This window comes from Stenotrophomonas sp. Ps181, assembly GCF_025697425.1.
Lineage (GTDB): Bacteria > Pseudomonadota > Gammaproteobacteria > Xanthomonadales > Xanthomonadaceae > Stenotrophomonas > Stenotrophomonas sepilia.
This window is the reverse complement of sequence record NZ_JAHWBI010000003.1, coordinates 150,096-170,881: the sequence shown is the minus strand read 5'-3', so window position 1 is coordinate 170,881 and position 20,786 is coordinate 150,096. Positions and strand designations below refer to the sequence as shown.

General features: G+C 67.3%; 20 protein-coding genes. 15 read left to right on the top strand and 5 right to left on the bottom strand.

What is annotated here, in order from left to right:
- Positions 1-193 precede the first annotated feature (193 nt).
- From KXV01_RS07695 to KXV01_RS07685, 3 genes are all read left to right on the top strand, one after another.
- A complete protein-coding gene (locus KXV01_RS07695) occupies positions 194-1,384 on the top strand; it encodes a methyl-accepting chemotaxis protein (protein WP_014647075.1) in 1,191 nt (396 codons plus the stop codon).
- Positions 1,385-1,482: 98 nt separating this feature from the next.
- The gene (locus KXV01_RS07690) at positions 1,483-1,698 is read left to right on the top strand and encodes a hypothetical protein (protein ID WP_049412380.1); all 216 of its coding nucleotides are present in this window, start codon (positions 1,483-1,485) and stop codon (positions 1,696-1,698) included.
- Positions 1,699-1,765: 67 nt separating this feature from the next.
- Complete coding sequence (locus KXV01_RS07685; RefSeq protein ID WP_263467648.1) at positions 1,766-2,272, top strand: hypothetical protein; 507 nt, start codon at positions 1,766-1,768, stop codon at positions 2,270-2,272.
- 144 nt (positions 2,273-2,416) lie between these two features.
- Here the strand turns inward: KXV01_RS07685 and KXV01_RS07680 are convergent, their stop codons facing one another.
- Positions 2,417-5,176 (bottom strand): EAL domain-containing protein, encoded by a 2,760-nt coding sequence (locus KXV01_RS07680; RefSeq protein ID WP_049412388.1) that lies wholly within the window; start codon positions 5,174-5,176, stop codon positions 2,417-2,419.
- A gap of 130 nt (positions 5,177-5,306) precedes the next feature.
- Here KXV01_RS07680 and KXV01_RS07675 point away from each other — a divergent pair, with 130 nt between their 5' ends.
- Both KXV01_RS07675 and KXV01_RS07670 read left to right on the top strand, forming a co-directional pair.
- Positions 5,307-7,409, top strand: coding sequence for a PAS domain S-box protein (locus tag KXV01_RS07675; RefSeq protein WP_180878822.1), 2,103 nt, complete (start codon positions 5,307-5,309; stop codon positions 7,407-7,409).
- A gap of 3 nt (positions 7,410-7,412) precedes the next feature.
- On the top strand, positions 7,413-9,185 hold the full coding sequence (locus KXV01_RS07670; RefSeq protein WP_005416466.1) for an EAL domain-containing protein: 1,773 nt from the start codon (positions 7,413-7,415) through the stop codon (positions 9,183-9,185).
- Positions 9,186-9,252: 67 nt separating this feature from the next.
- Here KXV01_RS07670 and KXV01_RS07665 read toward each other — a convergent pair whose 3' ends face one another.
- From KXV01_RS07665 to flgA, 4 genes are all read right to left on the bottom strand, one after another.
- Positions 9,253-10,473: an ATP-binding protein gene (locus KXV01_RS07665; RefSeq protein WP_049412396.1), complete on the bottom strand. Its 1,221-nt coding sequence runs from the start codon at positions 10,471-10,473 to the stop codon at positions 9,253-9,255.
- A 91-nt stretch (positions 10,474-10,564) separates the two neighbouring features.
- Positions 10,565-10,903: a FlgN family protein gene (locus KXV01_RS07660; RefSeq protein WP_014037132.1), complete on the bottom strand. Its 339-nt coding sequence runs from the start codon at positions 10,901-10,903 to the stop codon at positions 10,565-10,567.
- On the bottom strand, positions 10,900-11,205 hold the full coding sequence (gene flgM / locus KXV01_RS07655) for a flagellar biosynthesis anti-sigma factor FlgM (RefSeq protein ID WP_005409579.1): 306 nt from the start codon (positions 11,203-11,205) through the stop codon (positions 10,900-10,902). The genes KXV01_RS07660 and flgM overlap by 4 nt, the downstream gene beginning before the upstream one ends.
- A 75-nt stretch (positions 11,206-11,280) precedes the next feature.
- On the bottom strand, positions 11,281-11,937 hold the full coding sequence (flgA, locus tag KXV01_RS07650; protein ID WP_049439673.1) for a flagellar basal body P-ring formation chaperone FlgA: 657 nt from the start codon (positions 11,935-11,937) through the stop codon (positions 11,281-11,283).
- Between the two features lie 262 nt (positions 11,938-12,199).
- On the opposite strand from flgA, the gene KXV01_RS07645 reads away from it, so the two are divergent.
- From KXV01_RS07645 to flgJ, 10 genes are all read left to right on the top strand, one after another.
- Positions 12,200-13,144, top strand: a complete 945-nt coding sequence (locus tag KXV01_RS07645) for a chemotaxis protein (protein WP_019659622.1) — start codon at positions 12,200-12,202, stop codon at positions 13,142-13,144.
- A gap of 138 nt (positions 13,145-13,282) precedes the next feature.
- Positions 13,283-13,678: a flagellar basal body rod protein FlgB gene (flgB, locus tag KXV01_RS07640; RefSeq protein WP_111096966.1), complete on the top strand. Its 396-nt coding sequence runs from the start codon at positions 13,283-13,285 to the stop codon at positions 13,676-13,678.
- A gap of 3 nt (positions 13,679-13,681) precedes the next feature.
- Entirely contained in the window at positions 13,682-14,089 is a 408-nt protein-coding gene (gene flgC / locus KXV01_RS07635) for a flagellar basal body rod protein FlgC (RefSeq protein WP_005416461.1), read from the top strand.
- A 23-nt stretch (positions 14,090-14,112) separates the two neighbouring features.
- Complete coding sequence (locus KXV01_RS07630; protein WP_005416460.1) at positions 14,113-14,796, top strand: flagellar hook capping FlgD N-terminal domain-containing protein; 684 nt, start codon at positions 14,113-14,115, stop codon at positions 14,794-14,796.
- A 32-nt stretch (positions 14,797-14,828) separates the two neighbouring features.
- The gene (flgE, locus tag KXV01_RS07625) at positions 14,829-16,052 is read left to right on the top strand and encodes a flagellar hook protein FlgE (RefSeq protein WP_005416459.1); all 1,224 of its coding nucleotides are present in this window, start codon (positions 14,829-14,831) and stop codon (positions 16,050-16,052) included.
- Between the two features lie 32 nt (positions 16,053-16,084).
- Positions 16,085-16,834, top strand: coding sequence for a flagellar basal body rod protein FlgF (locus KXV01_RS07620; protein ID WP_049412405.1), 750 nt, complete (start codon positions 16,085-16,087; stop codon positions 16,832-16,834).
- Between the two features lie 103 nt (positions 16,835-16,937).
- The gene (flgG, locus tag KXV01_RS07615) at positions 16,938-17,723 is read left to right on the top strand and encodes a flagellar basal-body rod protein FlgG (protein WP_005416457.1); all 786 of its coding nucleotides are present in this window, start codon (positions 16,938-16,940) and stop codon (positions 17,721-17,723) included.
- A gap of 22 nt (positions 17,724-17,745) precedes the next feature.
- Positions 17,746-18,438, top strand: a complete 693-nt coding sequence (gene flgH / locus KXV01_RS07610; RefSeq protein WP_005416456.1) for a flagellar basal body L-ring protein FlgH — start codon at positions 17,746-17,748, stop codon at positions 18,436-18,438.
- Positions 18,439-18,446: 8 nt separating this feature from the next.
- On the top strand, positions 18,447-19,577 hold the full coding sequence (locus KXV01_RS07605; protein WP_111096975.1) for a flagellar basal body P-ring protein FlgI: 1,131 nt from the start codon (positions 18,447-18,449) through the stop codon (positions 19,575-19,577).
- A gap of 1 nt (position 19,578) precedes the next feature.
- Entirely contained in the window at positions 19,579-20,778 is a 1,200-nt protein-coding gene (gene flgJ, locus KXV01_RS07600; RefSeq protein WP_111096967.1) for a flagellar assembly peptidoglycan hydrolase FlgJ, read from the top strand.
- The last annotated feature ends 8 nt before the right edge of the window (positions 20,779-20,786 follow it).

Below are 20,786 nucleotides of genomic sequence, written 5' to 3'. Positions count from 1 at the left end.
TGGAAAAGGGATCCGACCCCGTTGCTGCCTGCCCAAGGGGTCGGATCCCTTTCCGGCACGGAAAGGGCTCTGACCCCGAGGCCGCCAGGGCGCCGGAAAACCGGCGCATTCAGAATGCACTTCGAGGCACATCGACGTTAAAGAGAAAGGGGGTACGGCCGATACATCCTCCGTGCACCTCCCGAGAACGTCCATGTACTCACGCATTTTCATCCGTCTGGCCGCCCCCCTGGCTCTGACCCTGCTGCTCCCCTTCGCCATCGGTTTCGAATGGCCGGCCGCCCTGCGCTGGGCGATCCTGACCACGATGACGCTGAGCTGGCTCGGCTTCGCGTGGTGGACCACCCGCGCCCAGGCGCATCGTTCCCCGGAACATGCCCGTGTCCTGCGTGAGCAGGACCAGCTGCTGACCGAACTGCGCAACTTCGTCGGCAACGAAATCGACGGTTCGCGTGGTGAAGTGGAACGCGCCCGCGACCTGATCCGCCAGGCGGTCTCCAGCCTCGGTGGCAGCTTCGATGCGATGAACCGCAAGTCGCGCCAGCAGAGCCAGGCGCTGTCGCGCATCGTCGACCGCGCCGGCGATGAAGGCAATGCCGGCCTCGACGTTGCCCGTTTCGCCCAGCACGCCAGCCACCGCATGGAACAGCTGGTGGAAGCGCTGGAACAGGTGAGCGGCCAGAGCAGCACCACCGTGCAGCACATCGACCAGATGGCGCAGCACCTGGATGGCATCTTCGCGCTGCTGGAAGACGTCAAGTCGATCGCCGACCAGACCAACCTGCTGGCGCTGAATGCCGCCATCGAAGCGGCGCGTGCCGGTGAAGCCGGTCGTGGCTTCGCCGTGGTCGCCGACGAGGTCCGCAACCTGTCCGAGCGCTCGACCACCTTCAACGAGCAGATCCGCAAGCTGGCGCACAGCTCCAAGGACGCCATTGCCAAGGTGCGCGAGACGGTCTCGCACATGGCCTCGCGTGACATGGACCGCTCCCGCGAAGCGCGCCAGGAAGCGGCGGCAATGCTCGACAACGTCGCGCAGATCAATGCCTCGCTGGGCGACGGCATGCGCGAAGTGTCCGAGTGCGCCCGTGCGATCGATGGCAGCGTGGCCGAAGCCGTGCGCGCCCTGCAGTTCGAAGACATCGCCACCCAGGCCTTGGGCGGCGTGCACACCCATCTGGACCGCCTGACCGCCATCAACCGCGAAGCGGTGGCCCTGCAGGAGCTGCTGCACCGCAATGGCGGCGTGTTCGACGAAGAGATCGCCAGCGCCCTGCAGCGCACCGGCAATCGCCTGCGCGAGCTGCGCAGCGAATGGGAACGCCCGCCGCACAAGCCCGTCGCCCAGCAGAGCATGGGCGCCGGCACCGTCGAGCTGTTCTGATCCTGATGTCCGCTGCCCTCGCCGGCAGCCCGCAAGGCCCCGGCTCGTCCGGGGCCTTTGCCTGTGACCCACCGCTGGATGCATCCTGTACGCGCACCATGACCCTGATCCGCGCCCTGCCCTCCCTCCTCCACACCGAGCGCCCGCGCAACGCGAGCGTGCGTGAGCAGCTGCAACAGCTGGAAGAGGTCGCCCGCGAGGAAATCCGCGAGCTGCAGCAGCTGGCCGATGCGCGCCCTGCCCCGTCGCCGACGGACGAGGCGCTGCTGGGACTGGCGTGGGACCTGGGGTTGGATGGCGAAGCCCTGAAGTAGATCCACGCCCTGCGTGGGTGAGGCATCCCGCATGGCATGATGCCCCGGTCCCTTTCATGGAAGACCGATGGCCATCGCCCTGATCGCACTTCTGCTGTTGGAGACCGTCCTCCTGATGGCCTGGGTGGCTGGCTATTTCAGTTGGGGCATCACCCTGTTCAACGAACGCATGGCGGCGTCACCGGCCATGCAGGCCCGGCTCTCGCTGGGTAGCCTGGAGCGTGACCTGCCGCAGGACAAGTGGCTGCGACTGGCCTTCCATGCGCTGCCCGATGGCAGCATGGCGTTCCGCGAGAGCTTCGCGCCGAGCTTCGGCCTGCGCTACTTCCCGGTGATGCGTGGACGCATCGTGCTCAACGCACGGCGGCACGAGGTGCGGGTGATCGGCCTGTGCAGCTGGTTCGTGGCGATCCTGTCGGTGCTGCTGTTGCCACTGGTGGCGATGCGCCCGATGGTGGCGCCGATGCTGCTGATACTGCCGCTGTTCCTGGCCAGCTATCTGGTCCAGAAGCGCCGCTATGCGGCCATCGTCGAGGCGCTGCGCACGCAGTTGAAGGCGGAGTTTCCCAGGTAGATCCACGCCACGCGTGGAGGGTCGCATGCAGGCATTGGTGCCGATCAAGGTCGGCACCCATCAGGGCGGGGTTACGCCGAGCGCAAGCATTCGTGCCGACCAAGGTCGGCACCTACCAGAGCACGTGCCTGCCAGCGCAGACTGTCAGCGCACCAGCACCGCTTCGCTGCTGGCGTCGGTGCGCATCGGCAACGGGCGCTGCTGGCGCAGCCACTGCGCCAGGTCGCGCGGGCTGAGCGGGCGCGAGTACAGGTAACCCTGGATCTCGTCGCAGCCCTGGCGGCGCAGCATGTCTTCTTCCTGGTGCGTTTCCACGCCCTCCGCCACGACCTTCATGCCCAGCGCATGGCCCAGGTGCACGATGGCCTGGGTCACTTCGGCCGTGCCGGAGTCGTGCAGCATGCCCTGCACGAAACTGCGGTCGATCTTCAGGCGCCCCACCGGGAAGCGGTTGAGGTAGTTGAGGTTGGAGAAGCCGGTACCGAAGTCGTCCACCGCCAGCGGCACGCCGTGCCGTTCGAGCACGTCGAAGCAGTGGCGCAGGATGTCGGTGTCACGGATCAGCGCCGATTCGGTCAGCTCCAGCTCCAGCCGCTGCGGCGGCCAGCCGTGGGCATGGCAGATGTCGATCACGCGCTCGGCGAAGCCGCGATCACGCAGCTGCACCGCCGACACGTTGACCGCGATGCGGTCGAAATGCAGTCCAGCCCGGTCCCAGGCGGTTGCCTGGCGGCAGGCTTCGTTCAGTACCCAGTCGCCGATGCGCACGATCTCGCCGCATTTCTCGGCGATGGGAATGAACTCGGCCGGGCTGCAATAGCCGATGCCGGGTCGATGCCAGCGCAGCAGTGCTTCGATGGCCGGCGGCTCGCCCTGGTGGGCATGCAGCAGCGGCTGATAGGCCAGGCTGAACTCCTCGCGCTCGATCGCACCGTGCAGCGCGTGCTCAAGCTCCAGCCTGCGCTGGATCCGGGCCAGCGCATCCTGGCTGTAGTACTGGTAGGTGTTGCGTCCGGCTTCCTTGGCCGCGTACATGGCGGCGTCGGCAGCGCGCAGCAGTGAATCGAAGTCGGTCTGCGCATCGCCCAGCATCGCGATGCCGACGCTGGCGCCGACCTTCAGCGTGGTCTCGCCACGGCGCAGCGGCTCAGCCAGCGAGGCGATCAGCTTGCGCGCCACGTGGCCGGCGTCTTCCGGCTCGGCCAGGTCGCGCAGCACCACAATGAACTCGTCGCCACTGAAGCGGCCGAACAGATCGTTGTTGCGCAGGTTCTGGTGCAGGCGGGTGGCGGCAGCCTTCAGCAGCGCATCGCCGGTGGCGTGGCCGAAGCTGTCGTTGATGGTCTTGAAGCCGTCCAGGTCGATGAACAGCATCGCCAGCGAGGTACCGCGATCGCGTGCTTCCTCGATGGCCTCGGCGGTCTGCTCGCCGAGCAGCACGCGATTGGGCAGGCCGGTCAGCAGATCGTAGTGGGCCAGCAGTTCAATGCGCTCGTTGGCCTCGCGCTCGCGGGTGATGTCACGGAACAGCACCACGAAGCGCGGCGGCAGTCCGTCACGACGATCCAGCTCGATCAGCACCTGCACCCAGACACGCAGGCCGGACTGGCGGTAGAAGCACAGGTCCAGCTGCTCGGGCAGGCCGCCGTTGGCGATGCGGGCCAGCGCCGCCTCGAACGCATCGCGCGAGTCTTCGGTGTACAGCGCCATCGCCTGGTCGAGGGTGATCGGTTCCTTGCGCAGGCCGTGGATGCGATAGCACTCCTCGGTCCATTGCATGCTCCGTGTCTGCACCTCGATCTCGCAGCCACCGATGCGGCCCAGCGCGGAAACCCGGTTCAGCAGTTCGGTGCGCCAACGAATCAATGCGTCGGTCTGATGCTGTTCGGTGATGTTCTGCACCTGGCCGAGCAGGCGCTTGGGCTGCCCGTCCAAGTCCAGCAGCGGCTGCATCCACAGCCGCAGGTGCTGTGATGGCTCATGGCCGCGGGTCAGCTCCAGCTCGAGATTGGCGGCACGACCATCGCGCCACAGCCGCCGCCATGCCGCACGCAGCGCGCCACGCGAGCGCGGGTGCAGCTGCTTCAGCCAGCGCCGCTGGCCGGGCACGGCGCCGTGCTCCAGTGCCAGCAGCGAGCGCAGTTCCGGCGACCACCAGAAGTGCCCGCTGTTGGGGTCGAACGACCAGCTGCCCATGCTGGCGATGCGTTGGGCTTCGCTCAGGTGCAGCTGCTGCTCCTGCAGCAGCGATTCGAGCTGCTTCTGCTGTTCGATATCGGTATGCGTGCCGACCATGCGCAGCGGCTGGCCATCGGCGGTGCGCGCGACCACGCGGCCGCGATCCAGCACCCAACGCCACTGGCCATCGGCCTGGCGGAAGCGGAACTGTGCACTGTACTGCTCGCTGCGCCCGCGCAGGTGCTCGTCGAGCGCGGCGCGCACCTGGTCGATGTCCTCGCTGTGGACGCGCGACAGCATTTCAGTGGCCGTCTCGTCGACCAGCGCCGGCGTGCGCGCCACCCGGTCACTGGGGATGTCCCAGTCCCACAGGCTATGGCCGGCGCTGTCCAGTGCCAGTTCCCAGCGCCCGCCCCCGTCGACCGGCACCGGCTCGGGAATGCTCAGGGTGAACGCCAGCAGGTTGCCGGCACCGTCATGCACGGCGCGCAGGTGACCGTCGTAGTGGCCGCGCGGGCCGCCCGGCAGCGTGCAGGGCACGATGCCGCCATCGGCGGCCATCAGGCGCAGATCTTCCAGCATCGGCGCATAGGCCGCCACGGTGGCCGGCAGGCCATGCTCGCGCGCGGCCGGATTGGCCGCCAGCGGGCGCCCGGTACGGTCGACGATGACCAGCGCCGACGCAAGCGGGTGCTGCAGCAGGCTGGCGATGATCCCTTGGTCCACGCGATCTTGCTCCGGATGACACGCCCGTCAGCGGGGCACGCAGTGGTTAACGGCGCCTGCGGCGGATAATTGAGTGGTGACGGCACGCTGCGGGGTAAGATGACCGGCGCCCCTTTCACCCGCCCCGTCCATGCCCGCAGAACCGACCGGCAACGCCCCAGTTCCCGACCCACGGATGGCGCAGGCGCTGAGCCGTGACCGGCGGCGGGTGGTGTTGAGCTACCTGGTGATGGCGCTGGCCTGGATGATCTCCACCGACAGCGTGGTACAGGCGCTGGTGCCCGATCCGCAGCAGGCGGCCCTGTGGCAGGGCCTGAAGGGCTCGTTCTTCGCCCTGGCCAGCGCGGGCCTGCTGTACCTGCTGCTGCGCCCATTGGCCGAGCACGTGCTGCATACCCACGCCCGCCAGCAGGCCTCTGAGCTGCGCCTGCGGCAGATGTTCGAGGGCAACCCCGGCCCGATCCTCGTCTATGACCTGGACACATTGGCGATCCTCGATGCCAACCCGGCCGCCTGCACCGCTTTCGGCTGGGAGCGCGATGAGCTGCTGGAACAGACCATCGACGCCTTGTGGCCACCCGGCCAGGGCCAGGCGCTGCAGACCAAGCTGGAGGCGATCCGCGAGGCGCCCGAAGAGCTGTGCATCCTGCGCGCACAGCTGCAGCTGCGCGATGGCGCGCTGCGGCAGATGGAACTGCGCTCCAACGCGATCAGCTACGACGGTCACAACGCGCGCCTGCTGATCGCCATCGATCGCACTGCCGAGGACCTGGCCCAGCTGCGTCGTGACCAGGCGCTGGCACGGGTGGAAGAGGCCCACGAACTGGCCCGCATCGGTGCCTGGGAGCTGGACCCGTCCACCGGGCTGGGCCGCTATTCCAACCAGGTCTATCGCCTGCTCGGCCGCCGCCCGCCCGAAGCCCGCCGCTGGCACCGCTTCGACGAGCTGCTGGTGCCGGCCGACCCGGCCACCGCCACCCAGACCGAGCAGCTCCTGGCCGAGCTGTGTTCCGGCGAGCCGGTGCAGGTGGACGTGCTGCTGCCGCTGCTGTCGATGGACGGGCGCGCGCTGATGGTGCACCTGCGCGCCGCCAGTGGTCTTGATGAAGCTGGCCGCAACCGCGTGCTGGGCACGCTGCAGGACGTGACCGAACGCGAGCAGTCGCGGCGCCTGCTGCGCGAGCGCGAGGAGCAGTTCCGCGAGCTGGTGCGGGTACTGCCCGACGGCGTGGTGATCCTCTCCGACGAACATGTGCTGTACGCCAACGCCTGGGCCGCCGGCCTGTTCGGCTACGGCAGCCATACCCTGCTGGGCGAGCCCTTGTCGGCGCTGGTCGCTGCCGCAGACCTGCCGCGGGTGCGCAGCCAGCTGCGTGCCGGCCAGCCACACCTGGGACCGGGCCACAGCAGCGTGGTGGCCATGCAGCGCGGCGACGGCCGCAGCTTCCATGCCGGCCTGGCGGTGGGCGACGTGCGCTACGGTGGCCGCGACTGCAAGCTGCTGATCGTGCGCGACCTCAGTGATTCCGAACGCATCCGCAGCGCGCTGGAAACCAGCAACCGCGAACTGCAGGCGATGGCCGGGCGGCTGTTCTCGCTGCAGGAGGACGAGCGTCGTGCGATTTCGCGCGACCTGCACGATGACATCGGCCAGGCCATCACCGCGATCAAGCTGTCGGCGCACGCCGCGCTGGAAGAGGACGATCCGCAGCGGCGTGGGCAGGATCTGGCGCAGATCGTCAGCCTGGCCGACACCACCGTGGCCAAACTGCGCGACATCTCTACCCTGCTGCGCCCCCCGCAGCTGGATGCACTGGGCCTGGAGGCAGCCCTCAGCTGGCAGGCGCGGGTTCTGTTCCGCTCCTCGCCGGTGGAGCTGCTGGCCGAGATCGAGTCGTTGCCCCATCGCCCCGACAACAGTATCGAGCAGGCCTGCTTCCGCATCGCGCAGGAAAGCCTGACCAATGCGCTGCGCCATGCGCGCGCCAGCCAGGTCCTGCTGCAGCTGCGCGACGTCGGCCAGCGCGGCCTGCACCTGCAGATCCGCGATGACGGCGAGGGCTTCGATCCGGACGGCCCGCGCGGCCTGGGCCTGATCGTGATGCGCGAGCGCGCACAGAGCGTCGGTGGCCACGTGCGGATTGAATCCGCGCATGGCGAAGGCACCCTGGTCGATGTCCACCTCCCCTACCAGGCGGCCAGCAGGGCTGCCGTCGATTCACCGGAATACTGAGCCATGTGGAATCCCAACCTGCCCCCGGTCAGCATTGATGACGCTCCCGACCGCCTTGGCGCCGGCAACCCCGAACTGCAGGCAATGGTTGCCGAGGCAGCCTCCGGCGGCATCGCGCTGATGCTGATGCACGTGGACATCGACCATTTCGCATCGGTCAACGAAAACATGAGTGCCGAAGTGGGCGACCAGGCGCTGGTGCTGGTGGCACAGCGCCTGCAGTCTTACCTGCGCGGGCGCGGCAAGCTGTGGCGGCATGGCAGCGACGAGTTCCTGATCGCGGTGCCGCGCACCGCCGATCTGCCGTTGCCGGAGGATTTCGCCGAGGAGATCCGCCAGCAGATGGAGCTGCCGCTGTCGGTGCTGCCGTACACGTTGTTCATGACCGGCAAGCTGGGCGTGAGCCTGTGCCCGGAACATGCCAGCAGCACCTCGCGCCTGCTCGACCATGCCGAGGATGCGCTGTACCAGGCCGCCCGCGAAGGCGGCAATGCCGTGCGCATCCATGCGGTGGACACCCCGCCGAGTGCGCACAGCGAGAGCATCATCGCGCGCCAGATCGTCGATGCCATTCCCAATGGCGAGCTGAAGCTGCGCTACCAGCCGCTGGTAAGCGCGCGCGACGGCCACGTGGTGGGCATGGAAGCGCTGCTGCGCTGGCAGTCGCCGACCCTGGGCATGCTGGTGCCGGAGCGCTTCATGCGCACCGCCGAACGCCTGGGCATCATCGTGCAGATCGGCACCTGGGTACTGGAAGGCGCCTTGAAGCAGGCGCGGCTTTGGCGTGACCAGGGCTTCGATGACTTCACCATCGCAGTGAACGTGTCCACCCTGCAGCTGCTGCGGCCGAACTTCTTCGCCGAAGTGATGTCACTGCTGCAGGCGGCGGGCGTACCGGCGCACATGCTGACGCTGGAAATCAACGAGAGTGCGCTGACCAACAACGTCAATTTCGTCCACGAAACGCTGGCCAACCTGCGCAACGAAGGCATCAGCCTGAGCCTGGACAACTTCGGTACCGGCGACTCCAGCCTCAGCGCGCTGGTGCGCTACCCGGTGGACAAGCTGAAGATCGATCGCAGTTTCATCAAGAGCGCGCCGGCCGGCAATCGTGAAGCGGCCATCGCCCGCGCGATCATCGCCATGGGCCACCAGCTGGGCATGACCGTGATCGCCAACGGCGTGGAATCGCAGGCCCAGCTGGGCTTCCTGCGCCGCAACGACTGCGACGTGTTCCAGGGCTACCTGTTCGGCGAACCGATGTCGGCCGATGCCGCCGGCATGACCCTGCGCCGCCGCTACCTGCGTCCGGAAGCCTTCGCCGAGACGCGCCCGGACCGGACGCTGCTGCTGCTGGATGACGAGGAGAACGTGCTGCGCTCGCTGGTGCGCCTGTTCCGCCGCGACGGCTACCGCATCCTTGCTGCCGGCAACGTGCGTGATGCGTTCGACCTGCTGGCGATCAATGACGTGCAGGTGATCCTGTCTGACCAGCGCATGAGCGACATGAGCGGCACCGAGTTCCTGGGCCGGGTGAAGATGCTGTACCCGGATACGATCCGCCTGGTGCTGTCGGGCTATACCGATCTGAACACGGTGACCGATGCGATCAACCGCGGCGCGATCTACCGCTTCCTGACCAAGCCGTGGAACGACGACGAGCTGCGCAAGCACATCCACCAGGCGTTCCGCACGTACGAGGAACAGCGCCGCAGCAATGCCGGCCCGGCGCCGGTGGAGAGCGGAGATGGCGGCGAGGATCGGCCGTTGCGATGACAATTCCGCCGGGTAGAGCCGGCCGCTGGCCGGCTGCTCTGGGTGTCCGGTTCCAATCCGGAAGCGGTCAGCGCGGCTGCTTGACCGGCAGCACCACGCGGAAGCGCGAGCCCACGCCGGGTGTGCTGTCCAGGTCGATCCGGCCGTGGTGCTTGTTGATGATGCTGTAGGAGATCGACAGGCCCAGGCCGGTGCCACTGCCCACCGGCTTGGTGGTGAAGAACGGATCGAAGATGCGCTGGCGCAGTTCCGGCGAGATGCCACCGCCGGTGTCTTCGAACTCAACCCAGACGTGATCGCCATCAACGCCGGTACGCACCGTGATCGTGCCGCGCTCGGCGATGGCATGGCCGGCGTTGAGCAGCAGGTTCATGTAGACCTGGTTCAACTCCGATGGCAGGCACTCCACCAGGGGCAACTGGCCGAACTCGCGCACCAGGGTGACCTTGTACTTGAGTTCGTTCCAGATGATGTTGATGGTCGATTCCAGGCCCGCGTGCAGGTCGACCAGCTTCCACGACTCGTCGCGGCCGGAATACGAGAAATCCTTCAGGTCGCGCACGATGCGGGTGACCCGCTCGATGCCTTCGCGCGATTCCGCCATCAGCTGCGGCAGGTCGCGGCTGATGAAATCGATATCCAGGCGGTCACGGATATCATCGATTTCCGGGATCAGCGCTTTCGGGTCCGGCGCGCGCAGGGCGCGCTCGTAGGCTTCGATCACGGTGAACAGGCTGCGCAGGTATTCCTGCAGGCTGCCCAGGTTGGAGTGCACGTAACCGATCGGGTTGTTGATCTCGTGCGCGACGCCGGCGGCCAGCTGGCCGATCGACGCCATCTTCTCCGACTGGAGCAGCTTTTCCTGGGTGCCATTGAGGCGCAGGTAGGCCTGGCGCAATTCGGCATGGCGCTGCTGCAGCTCGCGTTCGTAGTCTTCCTGCCCTTCGATGTGGCGGAACAGGGCGAGGAAATGCCCTTGGCCGACCGGACCATGGTGGTACAGATGGGCGATGACCACGCCCTCGCCCAGCGGCAGGCTGCCATTCCAGTGACCATGCTGGCGAGCCTGTTCCAGCGCATCGGGCGGCAGCAGTTCGCGCAGGCGCTGCGGCGGCGGCAACCCGCCGTCCTCGCCACTGGCCAGCAGGTTCTGTGCGGCCGGATTGGCCAGGGCCACCTGCCCGTCATCGGTGAACAGCAGCAGGCCTTCGCGCAGGCGCTCAAGCAGGGCCTGCAGCACCGGCTGTGGCGGAAGGGGGGCGGTAACCAGGGCGTTGGCAGCGGACACGGCGACTCGGGACGTTCGAACAGGTGCCCAATATACGCGGTCATGCAGCGGGCTTCAGCCCGCCGGGAGGGGTTATGCGACCGCCGTCGCCTCAGGCGACGGCGAGGGGCCGGCCGATGCTGACCGTGTGCGACTGGCCCTTGGCATCGTAGGCCGAGGCGTCTTCGGTGCGGCCGAGCTGGCGCAGCGCCCAGTTCACCTCGCGGCGGCGGCGCGACAGCAGCACGCCATTGGCCCGGTTGCGCTCGGCCAGTTCCTGCAGCTGTTCGCCCTCGCCCACCGGCGGCGCGCCTTCGAGCGCACGCAACGCTTCCAGCTTGGCGCCGGTAGCCCGGATCAGCGCGTGCACGTCGTGCTCGACCAAGGCCTGGCGTTCAACGTCCAGGGCCTGGGCGAGACGCTGCAGCGGCTCGCTCATCGCCGCAGTCATCCGTGCAGCTGCTGGTCCAGATCGAGCATGCGCGATGCAATCGCGTCCGGATTGATCTTGTAGGTGCCGTTCTGCAGCGACTCGCGCACGGCGGCCACGCGCTGGGCGTCGATCGCCGGGGCGGTGGTCAGCTCGCGCTCGATCGCCTGCAGGTTGGTGGCCTCGCCGGTCAGGCGCAGGCTGTCGGCCGCCTCGACCGGGCGCGCCGCCGCATCGGTGCTGACACCGGGCTTGTTGGCCGGGGTCGTCACGCTGCGCAGTGCCTGGGGGACCTGCAGGTTGCCGTCGATTTTCTGGCTCATGGGGTGTCCTGGAGTTGCCGTTCACAAGGGATAACGGCCACAGGGCCGTGATCTTTAGGGATATTTTGCGGTAATTCAACGCGCCACGATTACGTCACCTGCGGCATCGACCGTGCCTTGCACGATCCGCCGCGAGGACAGGTTCTCGACCGAGACCCGTTCGTTCTCACCGGCATCACCCATCGCACGGCCGGCAATGCGGACCTCGACCGAGCCGCGACGCGACACCAGGGCCACATTGTCCCCTCGCTTGATGAGACGCTGCACCACCAGATCGTTGCTCGACAGCAGGGCCCCGGCCTGCAACGGACGACGGGCGATGCGGCCGATCGCCGCATTGGGATCGGCCAGCACCGCGCCGGCGATCCGGGCGGCATCACGCTGGGCAGTGGTGATATCGGCGGCGGTGAGGGTTTCTCCAGTGCCGATTCCACGGTTGAGCACCAGTACGGTCTGGTTGCGGCGCACCTTCACCGGCACGAACAGGCGCCAGCCGCCCGCATCCGGACAGCTGACTTCCACCGTGGTGTTGGCGGTGGGCTGCACCTGCAACGCCTCTCCGCACTTCGGCAGGCGCAGCGCATCGGCCACCTGGGCTTCGCCCTCGCTGCCCGCCGGCAGCGTCGACAAGGCCGCCGCGCGGATGCTCGCCACCGGCTGCCAGTCGGCGGCAGCCGCCCACGGCGAGGCCAGGGCCAGCGCGATGGCGAATAGAGATGTGACCCGGCGCATGGCGCCTCCTTCAATCGGCAAGACCTGGCCCAGGTGCGTGCAAGGGGTGTGCCAGAGCGCCGGGGCCGTTGATCGGATCCGGGATGGGGATGCGACCGGATGGGTAGAGTCGACTGTCAGTCGACTTTTGCGCGAAGCGCGGGGTTTCCCGTGATCGGATCGAAGAGCAGTCGACTGACAGTCGACTCTACAAACGCAGTGTGGAGCGCACAGCTGACAGAGCGCCCTCAAGTTTGGCGCCCAACACGCCGATACAGCAGCCATGTCCCATGACCTGCTCAACCGGATCGACCAGCGGACCCGTCTGGCCGGCCACAACCGCCTGGCGCTGCTGCTGTTCCGTCTCGGCGGACGTCAGCTTTTTGGCGTCAATGTCTTCAAGGTGCAGGAAGTCCTGCGGCGCCCGGAGCTGTTCCAGGTACCCGGCCTGCCCAGCCAGTTCGCCGGCGTGGCCGACGTGCGCGGCCGCTCGGTGCCGGTGCTGGACCTGGGCCTGGCGATCGGCCACCCCGAACGTGAGCCCGATGCCGATACCTCGCCGGGTTACCTGGTCGTCACCGAATTCAACCGCTCGATCCAGGGGTTCCTGGTCAGCGGCGTCGAACGCATCGTCAACATCGCGGTGGAAGACATCCACCCGCCGCCGGAGCTTGGCGCCGAGTCGAGCTACCTGACCGCGGTAACCCGCTTCCAGGGTGAGCTGATCCAGGTGATCGACGTTGAAAGCGTGCTGGCCGATATCGCCCAGGTCCGCGGTGACGCCGTACTCGATCCGGCGATGGCAATGCCCGCCGATGGCCCCCAGCTGCAGGTGCTGGTGGTGGACGACTCGCGCGTGGCCCGCCAGCAGATCCGCAGCGTGCTGGATCAGCTGGGCGTGGGTGCCACCCTGCTTTCCGACGGCAAGCAGGCTCTCGACCACCTGTTGCAGATCCACGCCTCGGGCGAAAACCCGGCCGAACGCTATGCCATGGTCATCTCCGACATCGAGATGCCGGCCATGGATGGGTACACGCTGACGACGGAAATCCGGCGCCACCCGGGCCTGGCCGGCCTCTACGTGCTGCTGCACACCTCGCTGTCGGGCGTCTTCAACAACGCCATGGTCGAGCGCGTCGGCGCCAACGCGTTCGTCGCCAAGTACTCGCCGCACGAGCTGGCCGATTTCGTGCTGGACCGCCTGCGCAAGGTGGCGATGGCGGCCTGACGGCCACTGATCCGGTAGTGCCGGCCGCTGGCCGGCAACCGCAGATCCATCGGGGAGCCGGCCAGCGGCCGGCACTACCCTCTCGAATTTGGCACACCCCTTGCAGCTTCCCGGGCAACGTTCCCGTGGGAGTGCACCGTGCGCAACCTGATTACCGACTACCTGGGCGTCCACGCCCAGGCCATGCCGTTGCGCGAACAGCGGATGAAGCTGATCGCCAGCAACCTCGGCAATGCCGACACCCCCGGCTACAAGGCCCAGGACCTGGACTTCGATGCCGCCCTGCGCCATGCCCAGGGGCAGGATGCCAACGGCCTGATGGCCACCACCCATGAGCAGCACTACGAAATCAGTAGTGGCCTGAACCCGTTCCAGATCGCGCGCGAGGGCGTGCAGCCCAACCTGGACGGCAACACCGTCGATCCCGATGCCGAGCGTGCCGCCTATGGCCGTGCCGCGCTCGAGTACCGCGCCTCGCTCAGCTTCGTCGAGAGCAAGGTGCGTTCCATGCTGACCGCGATCACGGGGCAATAAGCCATGAGCAACCTGCCGATCTTCGATATCGCCGGCTCCGCGCTGCAGGCGCAGTCGGTGCGCATGAGCACCATCGCCTCCAATCTCTCCAACGCCGACACCGTGGCCGGGTCTGCCGACGCCGTGTACAAGCCGCTGGAGCCGATCTTCCAGGCCGTGACCAGCAAGAACGATCCCAACATCACCTCGGTGAAGGTGAAGGAGATCACCCAGAGCGAGGCGGCGCCGATCAAGCGCTACGAGCCGGGCCACCCGCTGGCAGACGCCGATGGCTACATCTACCAGCCCGACGTCGATCCGGTGGCGCAGATGGTCAACCTGATCTCGACCTCGCGCAATTACCAGGCCGGCGTGGAGATGTTGACCACCGCCAAGGAACTGGCCCTGGCCACCTTGACCATGGGCCGCTGAGGCCCGCAGCACCGGATACCGCCATGACCACCGCCGTCAACAACCAGACCAGCCAGGACGTCTATTCCGCGCTGGGCCTGAACGCCCCCAACAGCAACGCCACGAAAAAGAAGAACACGCTCGATCAGGCCGACTTCCTGCGCCTGATGACCGAGCAGCTGCAGCACCAGGATCCGCTGAAGCCGATGGACAACACGCAGATGGTCGCGCAGATGGCGCAGATGTCCACCGTGCAGGGCATCACCGATCTGAACAAGACGGTGAAGGGCTTCCAGGAGTCGATGGCCAGCGACCAGGTGCTGCGTGGCGCGGCGCTGGTCGGCCACCAGGTGCTGGTGCCGTCGGAAAAGCTGGTGCTGGAGAAGGAAGGCAGCGTCGAGGGCACGGTGGCCGCGCCGTCGGCCGGCATCATCACCGTGGATATCACCGATGCCACCGGCGCCAAGGTCACCTCGCTGAGCGTGGAAGCCAAGGCGGCAGGCGAAACCGCCTTCCAGTGGGACGGCAAGGACGCCAACGGCAAGCGCATGGAACCTGGCAAGTATTCCATCGTTGCCAACCATGTCGATACCGCCGGCAAAAGCACCAAGCTGTCCACCTATGTGCAGGCGCCGGTGGAAAGCGTGACCGTCGGGTCCGACGGCCTGTACCTGAACCTGAAGGGCCTGGGCACGGCCCCGATCGACTACGTGCTCCGCGTCAGCTGAGCCGCACATCCCGCATCAACCAGGAGCATCCCATGGGCTTCAATGTCTCGCTGTCCGGCATCAATGCCGCCAACACCGACCTGAGCGTCACCGCCAACAACGTCGCCAACGTCAACACCACCGGCTTCAAGCAGTCGCGCGCCGAGTTCGCCGATCTGTTCGCCTCCACCAGCTATGGCCTGTCGAAGAACCAGACCGGCTCGGGCGTGCGCGTCTCCAACGTCGCCCAGCAGTTCATCCAGGGCCACAACGAGCAGACCGGGCGCAGCCTGGACATGGCCATTTCCGGTGAGGGCTTCTTCACCATGAACATGAACGGTTCGCGCGTGTACTCGCGTGCCGGCAACTTCCAGACCGATTCGGCCGGCTACGTGGTCAATCCGCAGGGCGCGCGCCTGCAGGTGTTCGCGCCGAATGCCGATGGCACCAACTTCGATGCCGGCCGCCTGGTCGACCTGCAGCTGTTGACCACCGACAGCCCGCCGAAGCAGACCAGCGAAGTGAAGGTGGGCTTCACCCTGCCGGCCAACGCCAAGCAGCCCACCGTAGCCACGTTCGACCCGACCGACTCCAACAGCTACAACCACTCCAGCGGCGGCATCACCGTGTACGACTCGCTGGGCGTGAGCCATATCCAGGTCTCGTACTTCGTGAAGGGCGCCAACCCCAACGAATGGACCGTGCACAACTATGTCGATGGCCAGCCCGCTGGCACCCCGACCGCGGTCACCTTCGACAACAGCGGCAAGCTGACCGCCCCGGCCAACGGCAAGGTTGGCCTCGGCACCTTCACCCCGACCACGGGCGCTGGCCAGCTGAACATGACGCTGGACATCAGCGGTTCGACCCAGTACGGCGAGAAGTTCGCCCTGCGCAACACCCAGCAGGACGGCTACGCGGCCGGCAAGCTCAACGAAATCACTGTGTCCGAGTCGGGCGTGGTGTATGCGCGCTACTCCAACGGCGACGACAAGCCGCTGGGCCAGGTCGCGCTGACCACATTCAACAACACCCAGGGACTGGAATCGAAGGGCAACAACCTGTGGGTGGAGACCTTCGAGTCGGGCACGCCGCGCACCGGCATGCCGGACACCTCCAACCTCGGCAAGATCCAGGCCGGTTCGCTGGAAGCGTCCACCGTCGACCTCACCGAGCAGCTGGTCAACATGATCACCGCGCAGCGCAACTTCCAGGCCAACGCGCAGATGATCACCACGCAGGACCAGATCACCCAGACCGTCATCAACATCCGTTGATGAGCTGCTGACCCTGTCACGGAACTCCCCGCATGGATAAAGCCCTTTACGTGGCGATGACCGGTGCCCGCGCCTCCCTGCAGGCGCAGGGAACGCTCAGCCACAACCTCGCCAACTCGGACACTCCTGGCTTCAAGGAAGCGCTGGCCAACACCGAAGCCTTCCCGATCAAGGGTCCGGGCTTTGCCTCGCGGGTGGATGCGCTGCACGTCGACGCCGGCTTCAACCGCCGGCCCGGCGCGCAGCACATCACCGGCAAACCGCTGGACCTTGCACTGCAGAGCGGCACCTGGCTGGCGGTGCAGGCGAGCGACGGCAGCGAAGCGTATACGCGTGGCGCAGCCCTGTCGGTGACGCCGAACGGCCAGCTGGTGACCTCTGGCGGGCGCACGGTGCTGGATGACAACAACAACCCGATCGCCATTCCGCCCTACCAGGCGATGGAGATCGGCGCCGACGGCACGATCTCGATCATCCCGCAGGGCGAAGGCCCGCAGACGATGGCGCAGATCGGCCGGATCAAGGTGGTGCAGGCGCCGGACGAGCGCCTCGAGCGCGGGCTGGATGGCCTGTTCCGCAACACCGACCCGCGCCAGCCGTTCGCACCGGCACAGGGCACTGCCGTGCACAGCGGGCAACTGGAGGGCAGCAACGTCGATGCTGCCGGTGCGCTGGTGCAGATGATCCAGCTGCAGCGCCAGTACGAAATGCAGGTGCAGGTGATCAAGCACGGCGACGACAACGCGCGCAGCGCCAACAGCCTGCTCCGCCTGGGCAGCTGACGGATTTCCGGCGCCGCCCGGGCGCGGCGCTGGCACACCGCTTGCACACCCGCTACCAAGGGCCGCATTGCGCGGCCGGCTTCACCCAGACAGGACTCCGAAGATGAACCAGGCATTGTGGATCGCGAAAACCGGACTGGATGCGCAGCAGATGCGCATGTCGGTGGTTTCCAACAACCTCGCCAACACCAACACCACCGGCTTCAAGCAGGACCGCGCCAGCTTCGAGGACCTGCTGTACCAGCAGGTGCGGCAGCCGGGCGGCTCTTCGTCGGCGCAGACGCAGCTGCCGACCGGCCTGCAGCTGGGTACCGGCGTGCGCGTGGTCGCCACCGCCAAGAACTTCGAGCAGGGTGGCCAGCAGCAGACCGGCCGCGCATTGGACGTGATGGTCAACGGCCGCGGCTTCTTCGAAGTGCAGATGCCCGATGGCAGCTCGGCCTACACCCGTGATGGCTCGTTCAAGATCAACCAGGACAGCGAACTGGTCACCAACAGCGGCTACCCGGTGCAGCCGGGCATCCAGATTCCCGAGGGCGCGCAGTCGGTCACCATCGGCAGCGACGGCACCATCAGCGTAAAGATGGCCGACAACGCCGCGTCGGTGGAAGTCGGTGCGCTGACCCTGACCGACTTCGTCAATCCGGCCGGCCTGCAGGCGCGCGGCGAGAACCTGTTCCTGGAAACCACGGCCTCGGGCCCGGCCCAGAACGGCAATCCCGGCCTGAACGGTCTCGGCACCGTGGTGCAGGGTGCGCTGGAAGGCAGCAACGTCAATGTGGTGGAAGAGCTGGTGTCGATGATCGAAACCCAGCGCGCCTACGAAATGAATGCCAAGGCGATCTCCACCACCGACTCGATGCTCGGCTATCTCAACAACAAGATCTGACCGGCCCAACCGGGAAACCGCCATGTCGCCCATTTCCAACCTCGCCCGTACTGCCCTCGCCTGCACCGTGGTCGCCCTGCTCGGTGGCTGTGTGATCGCGGGCGACGTGCGCCCCTATCCGGCGATGGCACCGATCCAGCCGATCATGCCGCCGCAGGCCGCGCCCACCGCCGGTGCGATCTACGCCGCTGGCCCGACCCTGCAGCTGTATTCGGACCGCCGCGCGCGCGATGTCGGCGACCTGCTGACGATCACCCTGCTGGAAAACACCACCGCGCAGACCAGCGCCAACACGGCCACCAACAAGGAATCCAACCTGAGCCTGGGCACGCCGTCCATCCTCGGTGCGCCGGTCACCCTGGGCGGCAAGGACATCCTCAGTGCGACGGCCAAGGGCGCGCGTGACTTCACCGGCAAGGGCAACAGCGCGCAGAGCAACCGCCTGCAGGGCAGCGTCACGGTCACGGTGATCCAGCGCCTGCCCAACGGCAACCTGGTGGTACAGGGGCAGAAGAACCTGCGGCTGAACCAGGGCGATGAACTGGTGCAGGTGCAGGGCATCGTGCGCCCGGGCGACATCAGCCAGGACAACACCATTCCTTCCAGCCGCGTGGCTGAGGCCCGCATCGTCTACGGCGGCCGCGGCCCGGTCGCGCAGTCCAACGCAATGGGCTGGCTGAGCCGCTTCTTCAATTCCGGCCTGACGCCGTTCTGAGTATGGCCATGAACTTCTCCTTCTCTACTTCCTGGCAGCGACGCGTGGCGTTCATCGCGTCGCTGATGCTGCTGATCGTGGCCGCCCCGGCCAGCGCCGAGCGCATCAAGGACCTCGCCCAGGTCGGCGGCGTGCGCGGCAATGCGCTGGTGGGCTATGGCCTGGTGGTCGGCCTGGATGGCAGCGGCGACCGTACCAGCCAGGCGCCCTTTACCGTGCAGAGCCTGAAGAACCTGCTTGGCGAGCTGGGCGTGAACGTGCCGCCGAACGTCAACCCGCAGCTGAAGAACGTGGCCGCCGTGGCGATCCACGCCGAACTGCCGCCGTTCGCCAAGCCAGGCCAGCCGATCGACATCACGGTGTCTTCGATCGGCAACGCGGTGTCGCTGCGCGGCGGCTCGCTGCTGATGGCCCCGCTGCGCGGCGCCGATGGCCAGATCTATGCCATCGCCCAGGGCAATCTGATCGTGGGTGGCTTTGGCGCGCAGGGCAAGGACGGCTCCCGTGTCTCGGTGAACGTGCCCAGCGTCGGCCGTATTCCCAACGGCGCCACCGTGGAGCGTGCCCTGCCCGATCCGCTGGCCAACGGCGGCGACATCACCCTGAACCTGCACAACAATGATTTCACCACGGTCTCGCGCATGGTCGCCGCGCTCAACAACGCGTTCGGCGAAGGTGCGGCACGCGCGATCGATGGCGTGACCGTCTCCGTCACCGCACCGACCGATCCGGGCGCACGCATCGGCCTGCTGGCGCGCATCGAGAACCTGGAACTGACCCCGGGCAGCGCCCCGGCCAAGGTGGTGGTCAATTCGCGCACCGGCACCGTGGTCATCGGCCAGCAGGTGCGGGTCGGCCCTGCGGCGATTTCGCATGGTTCGCTGACGGTGACGATCCAGGAGAACACCAACGTCAGCCAGCCCAATGCGCTGTCGGGCGGCCGTACCGTGGCCAGCCCTCAATCCACCATCACCGCCACCAACGACGGCAGCCGCATGTTCAAGTTCAGCGGCGGCACCACCCTGGACGAGATCGTGCATGCGGTGAACGCCGTGGGTGCGGCACCGGGCGACCTGATCGCGATCCTGGAAGCCCTGAAGCAGGCCGGCGCACTGAGTGCCGAGCTCGAGGTGATCTGACATGCGCATCAATCCCGCATTCGACCTGCACCCGGCGCAGCAGAACGATCCGGCGAAGATCGACAAGGTCGCACGCCAGCTGGAAGGCCAGTTCGCACAGATGCTGGTCAAGAGCATGCGCGATGCCAGCTTCGGCGACTCGCTGTTTCCCGGCGAGAACAAGATGTTCCGCGACATGTACGACCAGAAGATTGCCGAGGCGATGACCCGCGGCAAGGGCCTGGGCCTGTCCGGCATGATCACCCGCCAGCTGTCCGGCCAGGCCGCCGAAGGCCCGGCACTGGATACCCGCGTGGATCCGGCCAAGGCCAGCCGCGCATACCAGCTCAACGCGCCGGCCAGGCCGGCACCGTCGCTGCCCCTGGAAGATGGCAGCCAGGCCGTGCGTATGCTGCAGCAGATGGCCGCAGGCGCACAGCACGGTGCGCAGGCGGCGCTGGCACCGATGGAGCAGGCACTGGACCTGATCGCCGGCCGTGAGAGCAGCGGCCTGCACCGCTCGCTGGGCACCGAGGATCCGTACATCGGCAGCCTGCAGGGCGAGGACTGGGCCGCCAACAGCGACCAGTGGACGGCGACGGCCAGCAATCGCGGCACGGCCGTGAGCCCGGCCGATGCCCTGGCCACGCGCACCGCCGTCGCCCAGCTCGGCGAGCACACCCCGGAGGGGTTCGTCGCCAGTATCTGGCAGCACGCACAGAGCGCGGCCAGGGAACTGGGCGTGGATGCCCGCGCCCTGGTCGCCCAGGCCGCGCTGGAGACCGGCTGGGGCAAGCGCCACATCAAGCACGCCGACGGCAGCACCTCGCACAACCTGTTCGGCATCAAGGCCACTGGCTGGAACGGCCAGCGCGCCACGGCCGGCACCCATGAATATGTCGATGGCGTGCGCCGCAACGAAACCGCCAGCTTCCGCGCCTACAGTTCACCGGCCGAGAGCTTTGCCGACTACGTGCGCCTGCTGAAGACCAGCCCGCGCTACCAGCAGGCCCTGCAGGCCGGCACCGACGTGCAGGGCTTCGCCCGTGGCCTCCAGCGCGCCGGTTACGCCACCGATCCGCGCTACGCCGCCAAGATCGCTGCGATCGCCGGCGGCCCGACCATCGAGCGCGCCGTAGCCGCCGTGACCGACGCCGGCTCGCGCCTTGGCCAGACCTTCGCCAGCACCGCGACCGCGGCGCTGGGTATCACTCGTCGTTGAGGAACACC